The organism is Bacillota bacterium (genome assembly GCA_013178305.1).
GTDB lineage: Bacteria > Bacillota > Sulfobacillia > JABLXB01 > JABLXB01 > JABLXB01.
In genome coordinates this window covers 714,847-728,794 of sequence record JABLXB010000001.1, presented here as the reverse complement: position 1 = coordinate 728,794, position 13,948 = coordinate 714,847, and the positions used below count along the sequence as shown (strand labels likewise).

Here is a 13,948-nt window from a genome sequence, read left to right as displayed (position 1 = left end):
GATCGTGCGAGGACCTGAATGACGGGAGGCGGTGCCGATATGTATGATGAACTGAAGGCCAGCCTGGCGAGGCTGGAAGTGCGAATACAGGACCTAAGGAGGTCTCTTTGACTTACCCGCGAAGGCGGCCAGGATCGCCGACCTCGAGCGGGTTATGGCGAGCCCCGGGTTCTGGGACGACCAGGAGAGCGCGCAGAAGGTAGTCAGGGAGATATCGTCGCTGAAGGGGCCGGTGGAGTCGTTCGACCGGCTGCTGAAGCAGTTCGAGGACCTGAAAGTTCTCGTGGAACTCGGTGACGAGGAGCAGGACGAGTCGCTCGCAGGCGAGGCGACGCGCGAGGCGGCTTCGGTCGAGGAAGTGCTCCAGTCCATGGAGCTCAAGGTACTACTCGGCGGGAAGTACGACGGAAGGAACGCCATATTGACCCTCCACGCGGGAGCGGGCGGTACAGAATCGCAGGACTGGGTGAGCATGCTCCTGAGGATGTATACGAGATGGGCCGAGCGCAGGGGATGGAAGGTTGACGTGCTGGACCTGCTGCCGGGCGAAGAGGCCGGGATCAAGAGCGTGACGTTCTCGGTCGCGGGCGAGTACGCTTACGGTTACTCGCACCCCGAGAAGGGTGTACACCGGCTGGTCCGGATATCGCCGTTTGACGCGGCGGGCAGGCGCCACACCTCGTTCGCGTCTCTTGACGTGATGCCGGAGATCGAGGACGAGGAAGAGATCGAGATCAAAGCCGACGAGCTAAAGGTGGACACTTACAGATCGCAGGGCGCCGGCGGGCAGAACGTCAACAAGGTTGAGACGGCGGTCAGGATCACACACGTTCCGACTGGTATTATCGTGGCTTGCCAGACCGAAAGGTCGCAGCACGCGAACAGGCTGCGCGCGATGAGGATCCTCAAGGCGAGGCTGCTCGAGCTCAAGGAAGAGGAACGCGAGAAGGAGCTTGCCGCGCTCAGGGGCAAGCAGCAGGCGATCGCGTGGGGCAGTCAGATACGCTCCTACGTGTTCCAGCCCTATACCCTCGTCAAGGACCTGCGGACGGGATACGAGACAGGCAACGTTCAGGCGGTCATGGATGGAGATCTCGATGGGTTCATACACGAGTACTTGAAGCAGAAAGCCAGGGGCACGCTGGGGACTTACAAAAGTGGCGGCGGGAGGGGCGAAGAGGATTGAGCAAGCGAGTAGCTGCAGGCGCTCTTGCGGCGTTCGCGGTCGTGCTTGCACTGGCGGCGGTTGCGGCCACGCTCGGGTGGGGTTCCGGCTTCGCGGGTGCCGGGGCGGCGGCCGAACCGGGGTCGCCTGATGACCCCCTGATAAGCAAGGGCTACTTCGACAGGCATGTTATGCTGACCGTCGTGAACCTGCCGGCGGGCGGCAAGATCACCTGCGAGGCGGGTGCCGAGGTGGTGCTGCGGGCGGGTAAGGCAACGGCGGTGGGCAGCCCGCAGGGCGGGCTTTCGGACGTAACCGCGGGGAAAGACATCCAGACGGGTCAACCCGTGAGTCTCAACCACCTGTTGATCATCCCGAGGAGCGACGGGCGCGGCCTGCAGGCAACCACCGATTGTGTGCTGATGGTGAGGGGACCGTACACGACGACGCCCTGATGCCCCGGCGCAGGGACGCGAAACCCGGAGGGCGTAACCGGCTGTTCCACGGACGACCGGTTGCTTTGTACGCCCGCGCATGGGCGGTTCCATGAAGTGGAAATCCTGCGGAGGTGGCAGTACCCGAGGACAAGGTGTCCGCAGCGGCGGATGAATTGACACTTCGGTCAGTTTGAAGCAGAATGTAGTTGGTAGCCTTCGGGGCAGGGTGAGAGGGGGTAACCTTCAAATCCTGACCGGCGGTGATGCTTCCATTGGAAGACGAGCCCGTCAGCCTCAGCGATTGAGCCGGTGAGAATCCGGAGCCGACAGTACAGTCTGAATGGGAGAAGGCAAGGCCAAGGCAAAAGCCTGTTTCTGCGATGGCACAATTATAGGCCATTGTGTGGAATTCGAAGGCTTATGACTTCGCCTTGAGAGGTTTCTCCCAGGAAGTGTCTGGCCCCGGAGCTATCCGGGGCTTCAGTTTTTCAAAATGGCATTTCATTGGGAGGGAGTATCTGTGGAAACGGGTACCTGGACAGTGAAAAAGGGACTCGCGGAGATGCTCAAAGGCGGAGTCATTATGGACGTAACGCTACCTGAGCAGGCCAGGATCGCTGAGGACGCGGGGGCCGTAGCGGTCATGGCGCTGGAGAGGGTGCCCGCGGACATCCGTGCAGCCGGAGGCGTAGCCAGGATGGCGGACCCTGAGACCATCCTGAAGATCATGGACTCAGTGACTATTCCTGTGATGGCCAAGGTGAGAATCGGGCACTTTGCCGAAGCCCAGATACTTGAGGCGCTCGGCGTCGACTACATCGATGAAAGTGAGGTACTTACCCCTGCTGACGAGACATTCCACATCGATAAGCATGCCTTCCGTGTGCCCTTTGTCTGTGGGGCGAGGAACCTGGGGGAGGCTCTGCGCCGGATAGGTGAGGGTGCGGCCATGATCAGAACCAAGGGTGAGCCCGGGACGGGCAATGTAGTTGAAGCCGTCCGCCATATGCGGCTCGTAAACGCCGAAATACGCAAAGTCTGCTCCACGCCGGACGAGGAACTTATGAGCCTGGCCAAGGAGATGGGAGCCCCATATAATCTACTCCTCGACGTCAAACGCCTCGGCAGGTTACCCGTTGTAAACTTCGCAGCCGGGGGGATAGCCACGCCCGCGGACGCTTCTCTCATGATGCAGCTAGGCTGCGACGGCATATTCGTGGGTTCCGGTATCTTCAAGTCAGGGAACCCTGCAGCCAGAGCCAGGGCCATAGTAAGAGCTACCACCCACTTCAGGTCGCCGGAAGTGCTGGCCGAGGCCTCCAGGAGTCTCGGAGACCCCATGCCTGGGCTCGACATGTCAGCCGTCCGTAAGGAAGATAGGATGCAGGAACGGGGAATATAGGGGGCTGAAATCATGGGTATCGGTGTACTGGATCTACAAGGGGCGGTAAGGGAACATGTCTCCGCCCTTCGGGCGTGCGGCTGCAGCGTGCGTACCGTCAAAAGAGCCGATGATCTCGATGGCCTCCGTGGGCTCGTTATACCGGGCGGCGAGAGTACTACCATTGGGAAACTGATGGTCGATTACGGGTTAATGGATGCCATCCGGGAACGCGCGGCTCTCGGGATGAGCATATATGGGACATGCGCCGGCCTCGTCCTGCTGGCCCGAGAAATCCAGGGTAGCTCTCAGCCGCGGCTGGGGCTCATGGACATGTCCGTTTGTCGCAATGCTTTCGGAAGACAGAGGGAGAGTTTCGAATCGCCTCTCAGTATACCTGTCATGGGAGAAGAACCTTTCCCCGGGGTTTTCATACGGGCCCCATACGTGCCTGAAGCCGGGCCCGCCTGCGAGGTCCTATGCAGGTACAATGGGAGGATTGTGCTTGTCCGGGAGGGCCGGTTCCTGGCGTCGGCGTTCCACCCTGAGCTTACCGACGACCTGCGGCTCCACCGCTATTTCCTGAGCATGTTTGATGAAGAGGGACGGGGGAGGGGCGACGTAGAGTGACGCCCTCATAAGAGAGCACAATGGCGGTCGCGGTAACCCGCCTGACCAAAAAACCACCTGCGAACCTGCCTCCTATCCGATTTTGTGGAGCAGCGAGCGTGCTATCCGCGCGTTTTCCAGTGCGAGCTCGCGGAGTTGCTGGCGGCTTGCGGACAGCCTGTACTTTATGGCTGCCGAGTTATCTAGCAGGTATTTTACCAACTCGCACATCGATGCGGCCGTAACCTCGTTTGGCCCCCCCAGGCTGGGACAGCCCACCGCGTTAAGGAACGCTTCGACTTTCGGGTCGTACGAGATCCCCGCAGCCGGCACGGCCATGGCCACCGCGAATATCAGCGAGTGGAGTCTCATCCCCACGACGGCATCCATAAGCCCCACGCATGCCATGAGCTCCCGCGGCGTGCACCTGCGCCTCAGCACTGCAACAGGACGCCGCGCGAGGGCCTGCACCGATCCCGCGAGTGGAGCGTCGTGGGTGTGCTGCATCGGTATGAGTACGACGGTTGCGCCCAGCGATTCATGGATCGCGTCGCACGCGGCCGCCATGACCTCCGGGAGGTGGGGTGAGGATTTCCAGGGTCTCAGCGATACTCCTACAAGCCGGCACGTCCCGGGTGTGATTCCTTCGGTCTCGAGTATCGACCGTGCAGCCGAGGCGCCGGCGGGCTGCAACGCGAACGCCGGGTCGGCGGTGACCTTGACCCTGGGGCGGGTGATACCCAGCATGCGGACCTGTCGCGCCGAGTCGTCGTCCCTGAGTGTCATCGCCGAAACGCGGTTGAGGACCAGTCGAGTTGCCATCCTGCCGGCCCTGGAGTTCACAGGGCCGATACCGTTGGCGTACACCATGGTGGGTTTCCCGAGCGCCTGCGCGGACAGCAGGACGGACAGGTAATACAGGAGTGACCTGAGGCTGGTGGCGTCCTGCAGGAGGCTGCCGCCCCCGAACACGAGGAGGTCGGACTCGCGCAGGGCGCGCGCGACCGCAAGAGGCGAGAGGCGCGGGACCACGTTCACACCGTGCGCCGCGCGCGTACCCTCGGGGTCATTCGTCAGCACCGAGAATTCAGCCCCCGGGATCTGGGACCTTAGCGCGAGTATCGTCGATTCAAGGATGGCTTCATCTCCGGTGTTGCCGAAACCGTAATAGCCGGCTATCGCCAGCCTCGGCAAATCGTTCACCTGCCTTGTGGGGCGCGGCGTGGGGCCGCGCCTCGCATGCCAGATAGCCGCGTATAGACGGCGGCCGTCCTCTCCGCCATCGCCGCGGCGCTGAACCTCTCCAACACGCTCTCGCGCCCCGCGGCGGCGATTCGCGTGGCGAGGGGCCCGTCTCTCAGGAGCCTGGTGACGGCCACCGCGAGGTGGAGCGGGTCGCCGGGTGACACGAGGAGGCCGTTCGCGCCGTCCTGCACCACCTCCGGTATGCCTCCCGTGTTCGACGCCACGACGGGTTTGCGCAGGGCCATCGCTTCGAGCAACGCGATCCCGAGTCCCTCGCCGAGCGAGGGCATCACGAACACGTCGAACGCGCTCATCCAGCTGGTGGCGTTATCCTGGTATCCGGCGAAGACAAAGCGCCCGGCGACGCCGAGCCCGCGGGCCAAGACCTCGAGTCTCTCCCGCTCACCGCCGTGCCCGACGATTACGAACAGGGCGGACGGGACCGCGGAAAGGACGTGCGGCGCGGCGCGAACGAAGATCTCGTGGCCTTTCTCGTGCGAGAGCCGTCCCACCGTGCCCACGACGGGTGAACCCGGCGCCCACGCTGGACCCGCCATGCCGGCGATGGTGGATAGCCCGCCACCGCGTCCTGCCTCGCGCTCGAGCTCAGCCACGTCGACCCCGTTATGTATCGTTTCTATCATGTCTTCGGGGATACCTTCAGCGAGTAGGGCATGCCGGACCGCCTCCGACACGGCGATGAACCGGTCAGCCAGGAGCGCCTGGGTCGTGCCCACGATTGCGCATTTTACCGCCCTTCTCACGTGGCCGAGCGGCGACCGCGGCGGAATTGCGGGCGGCAGCAAGGTATGGCGGGTCACGACGATGTTCGGTCCGCGGGCCAGCCTGGAGGCGACCCTCGCCGACAGGCTGGCGTGAGTGTGGACGATGTCGAACCGGTTCTTCCTGATGAGGCCGAGGAGGCGGAACGTGAGAGCCGGGTCGAGTGACCTGTCCCTCTGGGGGAACCCGTCTACTTTCACGCCGAGCCCCCGGAGTTCGTCCCACAACGGGCCGCCTTCGGGGCAAGCGACCGTGGCATCGATGCTCGAGAAGGCGGGCTGCTTGAACAACGTGAGCAGGTACCTGCTCGCCCCGCCCAGGGTGTAGTCGCTGGAGACGTGCAGTACTCTCATGGCTTGCGGCCCTCACGGTCGGCCCGGCCCGCCCTGGCCATCGCCAGGGTGAGGCCCAGCACCGCCCAGAACATGAACACGTTCTTCGGGCTGTACCAGATGTTGTCGAACACTCCGTGGACGACCTGGCCCACGACGCCTCCGGCGAGGCCCGCGAAGATGAGCGGGTCCCGGGTGCGCCCCGCGCCGGCCACCTCCCTTACGAAGCAGAGGAGAAGCCATAGGAACAGCAAGAGTCCGGGAATGCCTGTCTCGACCAGCAACTGGAGGTAGAGGTTATGGGTGTGAGCGGCGGGCGTGCCGGCGATCTCGTACGCGGGGTAGACGTATGCAAACGCGCCGGATCCGAGTCCGACGCCGATGGGCCAGTAGTCGCGAGCCATCCGCGCTGCCGACTTCCATATAGTCAGCCTGTACCTGCTGGAGCTGTCCTCCATGGTGAGGGCGGTGATGGCGCGGGTCTGGATCGACTGGGGCAACATGGGGGCGGCCACCAGCATCAGGACGAGGAACGCCACCGCGAGTTTCCGGCTTTTCGTGAGGATGACGGCCACGACGCCTATGAACGCGGCGACCCACCCGCCCCTCGAGTACGTGAGCGCCAGGCAGGCCGCTGCCGCCACGACCGCGGGGACGTAGAACAGCATTGCCGCGCTTCGCGGGTTCCCAAGGATCAGCGCTACCCCGAGGGGTAGCGCGAACGCGAGGAATTCGGCAAGCATGTTGGGGTTGTCGAAAACCGAGTACACCCTCGTCTTGACGTCCTCGAATACCTTCGTGTCGATCCATGAGGCGGAAGTCTCGCCGCCGCGGATGAACTGCACGATGCCGAGGCCGGAGACGATAAACGCGCTGATCAGTAGCGCCGCCGCCATCGCCTTGACGGCGCGCTTTGATGGGCGCAGCGTGACCGTGGCTGTGTAGAGAGCGGCGTAAGCAGCCCACAGCACGAGTGCGGGCATGCTGGCCCTGCGCGATACCGACGCCGCGGCCGACAGCAACACCGCGAGCGCGAACAGGGCGGTGGGGAGATCCGAAACCCCACCTCGCGGGCTGCGGGCTTCTCCAGCATGGGACCTTGGCGCGTGGATCAGCCGCAGCGCCTGAAATCCACCCAGGAACACGCAGAGGGCCACGAGCCCCGTGGTCGGGGCGAACGGGAGGACGCACAACGCAAAGGCCACGCCCGAGGCGAGGGGTTCGTTCAGGACGAAGTCGAGGATCATCGCGGCCGCGTTGACCGCGAGGCTCGAGCCGCCGGGGCCAGTCCTCCTCAACCGCTCGAAAGAGCGGGCGAGCGAGCGGACGGTGGCGCCCGTGACGCTCTCATCCGCAACGGAGAGAGTGACTGAGAGACACCGGCTCGCCACCTCAATCGCAGGGCGCAGGGCGCGCACGGCCAGGCCCACAACGAGGCTCCCGCCGGCCGAGTCCCTCCGGCTGGGTTGGTGAGACTCAGCGCCGGGTCCCCCGAGGCCCACGATAGCGCGGACCGACCGGGCCGTAGCCCGGGCAGTCGCGCTGCTGCGAACCCAGCAGGCAAGCGTCCGCAGCGCGCGGATGGCGATGCTGCCATCCAACGGGTCGAACCTGCCCGGCTGATTGTACGGCATGCTCGCGCAGTTCATTCCGGTAGCTTGATTGCCATGACGGTGGACTGGACCGCAAATATGTTGGATTTGAGCGCGATCTGGGCGCCTATCCGCACCTCGGTCGAGCCGAGCGTGATTACGTTGGGCGAAACACGACCGGGACCCACTATGGTGACCCAGACGTCCTTACGAATCTGGGAAGTGGATTCGTATATGCGCCCGTCGGGACCAGTCACAGCGATCTCCGCGGGCTCTGCCCGCACGGCGGTGACTTCACCGAGGTACGTGTTGGTCTTGCTGTCGTTCACCCTGTCGCCTGACTTGATCGCGTTGACCGTTGCGGGCCTGACGTTGGCCACCAGGAACGTGACCTCGACGGGGCCGGTCTTGCCCCTGAGCGCGGCGAGCTGCTTCGAGCCCACGTGCGTGTGCCAGAACCCGTACGCGGCGGTGACGATCAGCACGACCACGAGGAGGTCGATTATGTTGACCTTCCCGAATATCCTTCCCTTCGAGTCAATGAACGTCACGACCCAATCCCTCCAACGCCTCGGTATAGACGGCTTCGATGCCGTCGACCATCTTCTCTATGGAATAATGCCTCAGGACAATATCCCGCCCCAGCGAGCCCAACCGCCCGAGGGACCCGGGGTCCACAAGGGCGCGCCGCAGCTCGGAAACGACCTCGACCGGCGAAACCCTCCGGCCGGATCCGCGCGCCGTGAAGTTGCGAGCCATGGCCTCGTCCATCATATTTTCGTCAAGCAGCCCTCGAAAGCCTCCTTCACCTGCGAGAATAACTGGTTTCCCGCAGGACATGGCCTCCAGGGCGACCCTGGCGACGCCGAGGACGATATCGGCGAGTGCGTACATAGGGGACATTTCCTCCTGCCCGCCGGTGACGATCACGGGTTTGGGCGTATCACCGCCGTCCGGACCTGTGGCTCGTCCGGAACCCGCCGCGGCTGCCTCGTTGACCTCCACCGCGCGCCTCCTGACCTCGTCCAGCCTGTCGCCGTCCCCCACTATCACCGCCTGGATTCGAGGATAGTGCTCGCGGAGCATGGCAATGGCGGGGATCAGGCTGAGCGCGGTTTCCGCAAACTCGTCCGACAACCGGCTCGCATGCACGATCCTGGGGGATCCGGTGACGCCGTAGCGCGAGCGCATGTGTTCGACGCTGGTCTCCGGTGTAAACCGCGCCGTGTCGATCCCGTTGAGAATCACCCGCACGCGCCTTCTGTCGAAGCCGAAGTGCCGCACAAAATGCTCGGCCACGTCTTCGCTTACCGCAACCGTGAGGTCGCCGGGTTCGGTGACGAGGTTCCATGGGAATCCCGCGGCGTAGACACCGTGGTAGGTCGTGACGAGGGGCAGGTGTCTGCGCCTGGATGCCATCCTGCAGACCCACGCAGGTATCCGCGCGTGGGCGTGGAGGATGGCGGGGCGTTCGCGCTGGATGATGTCGGATATCGTGTGGATCGCGCCGAGCAGGGCAAACGGCGACCTGCTGTGAAGCCGGGCGTAATAGTGGGGAATTCCGAATGGCTCCAGCCCCGCAGCGAGGCGTCCTCCCTGCGAGACAACCGTCACGTGATAGCCGCGTTTCGCCAGCTCCCTGGCGAGGGTGATCACGTGGGTTTCGGCGCCGCCAAGATCAAGTGACATGGCGGAGAGAAGGACGCGCTTTTCCAGCAAGGCCTTGCTCACCCTCGGGATTGGTAATCCTACGATTATCCTACACAGTATACCATCAGGCAATTCGGTCTGCAAAGGAGTCTGCCGCCGCCGTGTTGACGTTCCGTGATATTGTCATGCCTAATCGTTCTGTGATTCTGTCATGGTACAGGGAACGCTATTCGCCGGCGGTTCCTCCCGATTATCCGCCGAGTCACTGTGAGCGGGGCCACATCGCGAATCGTGAGGAACCCACCGGCCGACTTGCTGCAGGAACCTTTCTGGAACCCGTGGAAACAGGCTAAGGCGCATTTTGGGGATAGGGAGCGATTGTTGGAGTGGCTTCCTGGAGTCGTTCAAGCGTCAACGTGCTCGGCGTAGGGTTTGACGCAGTTACCCTGGAGCAAGCGGTGGCGCGGATCGCGTCGTTCGTCGACGAGTCGCGCCGGCGGCGTGACGTGGCCGCCCGGCGGAGTGACGCGGCGGCGAGCGGGAGCGAAGCAGCCGCGGGGGGGAGCGGTGAGGCCCCGGAGGCGGAATTAGCGGCCAGGATGGTCGTGACGGCGAACCCCGAGATCGTGCACGCCTCCCGCTCGGATGGCGAGCTCGTGGAGGCGCTGAGCAGCGCGGACATGGTTCTGGCGGACGGGGTGGGCGTGGTATGGGCGGCTGGAATGCTCGGGCGGCCGCTGCCGGGCAGGGTCGCGGGCGCCGACCTGGCTGAAGCCCTTCTTGCTGAGGGCGCGCGGCGGGGATGGCGGTTCTTCCTGCTGGGGGGGAAGCCTGGAGTCGCCGTAGCGGCGCAGGCCAGCGTGGAGCGACGATTCCCGGGTGTGGTGGTAGCGGGGACCGCTCACGGGTACTTCCGGCCCGCGGACGAGGAAGGGGTAATCTACGCGGTGAACGACGCCGGTGCGGACATCGTGCTCGTAGGGCTGGGGGCCCCCAGGCAAGAGAAGTGGATCTGGCGCAACAGGGGGCGGATCTCAGCCGGCGTCTGTATAGGTGTGGGTGGGACGCTGGACGTATTCGCGGGGGCGGTCAAGCGGGCGCCGCCTGTTTTCAGGAAGGCGGGACTCGAGTGGTTTTACCGGCTGGTTACCCAGCCGTGGCGCTATAAACGAATGATGAGGCTCCCCGCTTTCGCGGTCGAGGTCCTCGTCACGAAGTTCTGGAGGGGTGCTGATGATTCACGCGGGCGGTAGTCAATCGAAGAGCGCGGCGGGGCTCGACGCGGCCGCCATCTCCCTTTTGAAGAGCGAGGCCAGGGCGATAAGGCGGCACATAATCGAGATGACGGCCGCCGCGGGGTCGGGCCACCCCGGGGGTTCGCTCTCGTGCGCCGACATATTGACGGCGCTGTACTTTAACGTGATGAGAGTCGACCCGCAGAACCCGTCCTGGGAAGAGCGGGACAGATTCATACTATCGAAGGGGCATGCGGCCCCCGTACTCTACGCCACCCTGGCGGAGCGGGGGTTCTTCGACCCGGGGATACTCCGGGACCTGAGGAAGCTCGGCTGTCCGTTGCAGGGGCACCCCGACTGCAGGAAGGTCCCCGGAGTGGAGGAGTCAACCGGTTCCCTCGGACAGGGGCTTTCCGTCGGCAACGGCCTCGCGCTCGCGGCGCGGCTGCGCGGCAAGCCATACAGGGTTTACGTGCTACTCGGGGACGGTGAATGCCAGGAGGGCCAGGTGTGGGAGGCGGCCATGTCCGCGGCCCACTGGAAGCTCGACAACCTGATGGCGTTCGTCGACTACAACGGCCTGCAGATCGACGGACCGACCGGCGACGTGATGTCGCTCGGCTCACTCGCCGCGAAGTTCAGGGCGTTCGGCTGGAACGTCCTCGAGATAGACGGGCACGACCTCGGGCAGATCGTGGACGCCTGCCTGAGCGCGTCGGCGACCAGGGGGGTCCCGACGGTGGCGGTCGCAAGGACGGTCAAGGGACGGGGCGTCTCGTTCATGGAAGGCCAGGTGGACTGGCACGGCAAGGCCCCTTCGGCGGAGCTCGCGGAGAAGGCAATACGGGAAATCGAGGGGGGTGCCAGGCCGTGACGTCACAGGCTGCGAAGGCTGCAACCAGGGAAGCATACGGCAACGCGCTCGTGGAACTCGGCAGGAAGAGGAAGGACATCGTCGTTCTCGACGCCGACCTGTCAAAGTCGACGATGACGGTCAAATTCGCCAGGGAATTTCCCGGCAGGTTCCTGAACGCCGGGATCGCCGAGGCGAACCTGATGGGGACGGCCGCGGGGCTCGCGCTCGGCGGGCTGGTCCCGTTCGCCAGCACGTTCGCGGTGTTCGCCACCGGCCGGGCGTACGATCAGATCAGGCAATCGATCGCGTATCCCGGGGTAAGCGTGAAGATATGCGCCACGCACGCTGGACTGACGGTAGGCCCCGATGGCGCCACCCACCAGTCCCTCGAGGATATAGCGCTGATGCGCGTCCTGCCGAACATGACCGTCATCGTGCCGGCAGACGACCTCGAAACGGCGCAGGTGATCGAGACCGCCGCGGACCACCCCGGGCCGGTCTACGTCAGGCTGGGGCGTCATCCGGTGCGGAGGGTTTCCCCGGAGGGGTACGGGTTCGAGATCGGCCGCGCCGCCGTGCTCAGGGAAGGGAACGACGTGGCGATACTGGCCTGCGGCGTCTGCGTCAGTGCCGCGCTTTCCGCGGCTGATGAGCTCGCGGTGAGGGGGGTCTCGGTGCGCGTATTGAACGTTTCAACGATCAAGCCGCTGGATGGCGAGGCGATAGTGGCCGCGGCCCGGGATTGCGGGCGCGTGGTGACCGTTGAGGAGCACAGCGTGATAGGCGGGCTCGGCGGCGCGGTGTGTGAACTCCTCTCCCAGGAGTTCCCGGTGCCTGTCAGGGTGATGGGAGTCAAGGACGTGTTCGGCCAATCGGGGACCCCCGACGAGCTCCTCGAGTACTACGGGCTGACGGCCGCCGACATCGTCGGGGCGGTGGATTCGCTGCTGTGAGAGGCGCGGCGGTGACGTGTGGACCGGCTGCACCCCGGGGCGACCGCGCGGGTGGCTCGCCGGCAGGGGATTGGGCGGGCGCGAGAGCGATAATGGTCCAGGGGACCGGATCCTCCGTAGGGAAATCGGTGATATGCACCGCGCTCTGCCGCGTGTTCAAACAGGACGGCCACCGCGTTTACCCGTTCAAGTCCCAGAACATGGCCCTGAACTCGTACGTCACTCGAGAGGGCGGCGAGATGGGCAGGGCGCAGGTGGCACAGGCTGAGGCGTGCGGGCTGGAGCCACACGTCAACATGAACCCCATCCTGATCAAGCCTCACGCCGACGCGAGTTCACAGGTGATCGTCAAGGGTCGCGTGTTCGGCAACTTCACCGCAAGGGAGTACTACGACCTCAAGCCCCACCTGTACCGGATGGTCGAGGAAACGTATGTGGAGGTCCGGGCGGCCGCCGGCATCGTGGTCATAGAAGGGGCGGGAAGCCCCGCTGAGATCAACCTGAACCACCTCGACTTCGTGAACATGGGCATGGCGCGGATTGCGCGCGCCCCCGTGCTCCTGGTGGGCGACATCGACAAGGGTGGGGTGTTCGCCTCTATCGTGGGGACGATGATGCTCCTCGATGAGACCGACCGCGCGCGGATCAAGGGCGTGATTATCAACAAGTTCCGCGGGGATTTCGAGATCCTCAGGCCGGGACTCGAGAAGCTCGAGAACCTGACCGGGGTCCCGGTTCTCGGCGTCATACCGTACACGGACCTGCGAATAGATGATGAGGACAGCGTCACCGAGGCGTTCGCGAGGAAAGAGCCGGGGCGCGAGCTGCGCGTGGGAGTCGTTCTCGTCCCGCACATGTCGAATTTCACGGACTTCACCCCGCTTCAAAGGGAACCCGATGTGTCGCTCGAGTACATCGACTCGCCGGCCGCGTTCGGGCGCCCCGATCTTCTCATAATCCCCGGGTCGAAGAATACGATCGGCGACCTGCTTTACCTGCGGCAGACGGGGATGGAGGCGCGGATCCGGCGTTACTACGAAGAGGGCGGCGTGGTGTTCGGGATCTGCGGGGGGTTCCAGATGCTCGGGCGAGGGGTCGGGGACCCGCACGGTATGGAGGGACACACCCGGGCCACTCAGGGATTGGGCCTTCTCCCGCTGGTCACTGAGATCGGGACTGAGAAGCGGACTGCCCGCGTCCGCGCGCGGGTGCTGCCGAACGATTCCGCTTTCCTGGCGGGATGCGCCGGAGTGGATGTCGGCGGCTACGAGATTCACATGGGGACGACGGAGTATCCCACGGAGTCCGGCGGGCGGGATTGTGGCGAGGCGCTCGCCGGAGGCCGGCATTTCTGCCGCATAACCGAGGAGCTCGGGGGCGATGGGCGACGGGAGCCGGCGGATTTAGCGGCGGGCAGCGCGAACGGGGGCGGGCGTGGGGATGCGGCTCTCGACGGGTGGATAAGCGACGACGGCCGCGTGGCGGGCACGTATCTGCACGGGATATTCGAGTCGGGGGAGTTCGTGCGCAGGATGCTCGACTCGCTTCGCGGCGCAAAGGGCCTCGAGCCGCTCGTGACGTCACGCGGGGACTATTCCGGTTTCAGGAACGAGCAGTACGATCGCCTTGCCTCGCTGTTCAGGCAGCACGTCGACGTTGAAAGGATCTACCGCATAGTATTCGAGCACCGTGAGGGCTGAATCAAGTTGC

Annotated in this window: 13 protein-coding genes and 1 riboswitch; of the genes, 8 read left to right on the top strand and 5 right to left on the bottom strand. The window is 64.5% G+C overall.

Going from position 1 to position 13,948, the window contains the following annotated elements:
- Positions 1 to 39 precede the first annotated feature (39 nt).
- From HPY55_03390 to pdxT, 4 genes are all read left to right on the top strand, one after another.
- Positions 40 to 1,186, top strand: a protein-coding gene (locus HPY55_03390; protein ID NPV69678.1) for a peptide chain release factor 2 whose coding sequence is annotated in 2 segments (ribosomal slippage) — positions 40 to 108 and positions 110 to 1,186 — 1,146 coding nt in all. Because the reading frame shifts where the segments join, the coding sequence is not laid out codon by codon here.
- Entirely contained in the window at positions 1,183 to 1,620 is a 438-nt protein-coding gene (locus HPY55_03385) for a hypothetical protein (GenBank protein ID NPV69677.1), read from the top strand. The genes HPY55_03390 and HPY55_03385 overlap by 4 nt, the downstream gene beginning before the upstream one ends.
- Before the next feature lie 190 nt (positions 1,621 to 1,810).
- A riboswitch (FMN riboswitch) is annotated at positions 1,811 to 1,958 on the top strand.
- 137 nt (positions 1,959 to 2,095) lie between these two features.
- Positions 2,096 to 3,004, top strand: coding sequence for a pyridoxal 5'-phosphate synthase lyase subunit PdxS (pdxS, locus tag HPY55_03380; GenBank protein NPV69676.1), 909 nt, complete (start codon positions 2,096 to 2,098; stop codon positions 3,002 to 3,004).
- Positions 3,005 to 3,016: 12 nt separating this feature from the next.
- Entirely contained in the window at positions 3,017 to 3,613 is a 597-nt protein-coding gene (gene pdxT, locus HPY55_03375) for a pyridoxal 5'-phosphate synthase glutaminase subunit PdxT (protein NPV69675.1), read from the top strand.
- A gap of 72 nt (positions 3,614 to 3,685) precedes the next feature.
- Here the strand turns inward: pdxT and csaB are convergent, their stop codons facing one another.
- From csaB to HPY55_03350, 5 genes are read right to left on the bottom strand one after another with little or no spacing between them, the layout of a single operon-like run.
- Positions 3,686 to 4,786, bottom strand: coding sequence for a polysaccharide pyruvyl transferase CsaB (csaB, locus tag HPY55_03370; protein ID NPV69674.1), 1,101 nt, complete (start codon positions 4,784 to 4,786; stop codon positions 3,686 to 3,688).
- 5 nt (positions 4,787 to 4,791) lie between these two features.
- The gene (locus tag HPY55_03365; protein NPV69673.1) at positions 4,792 to 5,973 is read right to left on the bottom strand and encodes a glycosyltransferase; all 1,182 of its coding nucleotides are present in this window, start codon (positions 5,971 to 5,973) and stop codon (positions 4,792 to 4,794) included.
- Positions 5,970 to 7,553 (bottom strand): hypothetical protein, encoded by a 1,584-nt coding sequence (locus HPY55_03360; protein NPV69672.1) that lies wholly within the window; start codon positions 7,551 to 7,553, stop codon positions 5,970 to 5,972. The genes HPY55_03365 and HPY55_03360 overlap by 4 nt, the downstream gene beginning before the upstream one ends.
- A gap of 44 nt (positions 7,554 to 7,597) precedes the next feature.
- On the bottom strand, positions 7,598 to 8,095 hold the full coding sequence (locus tag HPY55_03355; protein ID NPV69671.1) for a DUF4330 domain-containing protein: 498 nt from the start codon (positions 8,093 to 8,095) through the stop codon (positions 7,598 to 7,600).
- Positions 8,082 to 9,263: a glycosyltransferase gene (locus tag HPY55_03350; protein ID NPV69670.1), complete on the bottom strand. Its 1,182-nt coding sequence runs from the start codon at positions 9,261 to 9,263 to the stop codon at positions 8,082 to 8,084. Before HPY55_03350 ends, HPY55_03355 begins: the two co-directional genes overlap by 14 nt.
- 317 nt (positions 9,264 to 9,580) lie before the next feature.
- Between HPY55_03350 and HPY55_03345 the strand changes: the two genes are divergently transcribed.
- The 4 genes from HPY55_03345 to HPY55_03330 all read left to right on the top strand — a co-directional run bounded on the left by HPY55_03345 (position 9,581) and on the right by HPY55_03330 (position 13,938).
- Positions 9,581 to 10,447 carry a WecB/TagA/CpsF family glycosyltransferase gene (locus tag HPY55_03345; GenBank protein ID NPV69669.1) on the top strand — a complete coding sequence of 289 codons (867 nt, stop codon included), beginning with the start codon at positions 9,581 to 9,583 and terminating at the stop codon, positions 10,445 to 10,447.
- Positions 10,428 to 11,303, top strand: a complete 876-nt coding sequence (locus HPY55_03340) for a transketolase (protein NPV69668.1) — start codon at positions 10,428 to 10,430, stop codon at positions 11,301 to 11,303. Before HPY55_03345 ends, HPY55_03340 begins: the two co-directional genes overlap by 20 nt.
- Positions 11,300 to 12,238: a transketolase family protein gene (locus HPY55_03335; protein ID NPV69667.1), complete on the top strand. Its 939-nt coding sequence runs from the start codon at positions 11,300 to 11,302 to the stop codon at positions 12,236 to 12,238. Before HPY55_03340 ends, HPY55_03335 begins: the two co-directional genes overlap by 4 nt.
- Positions 12,239 to 12,330: 92 nt before the next feature.
- The gene (locus HPY55_03330) at positions 12,331 to 13,938 is read left to right on the top strand and encodes a cobyric acid synthase (GenBank protein ID NPV69666.1); all 1,608 of its coding nucleotides are present in this window, start codon (positions 12,331 to 12,333) and stop codon (positions 13,936 to 13,938) included.
- Positions 13,939 to 13,948 lie beyond the last annotated feature (10 nt).

Bases quoted from the DNA above. Each gene is read 5' to 3' on its own strand.
- pdxS (NPV69676.1), top strand. From the start codon at position 2,096: ATGGCATTTCATTGGGAGGGAGTATCTGTGGAAACGGGTACCTGGACA.
- pdxT (NPV69675.1), top strand. From the start codon at position 3,017: ATGGGTATCGGTGTACTGGATCTACAAGGGGCGGTAAGGGAACATGTC.
- HPY55_03365 (NPV69673.1), bottom strand. From the start codon at position 5,973: ATGAGAGTACTGCACGTCTCCAGCGACTACACCCTGGGCGGGGCGAGC.
- HPY55_03340 (NPV69668.1), top strand. From the start codon at position 10,428: ATGATTCACGCGGGCGGTAGTCAATCGAAGAGCGCGGCGGGGCTCGAC.
- HPY55_03330 (NPV69666.1), top strand. From the start codon at position 12,331: ATGGTCCAGGGGACCGGATCCTCCGTAGGGAAATCGGTGATATGCACC.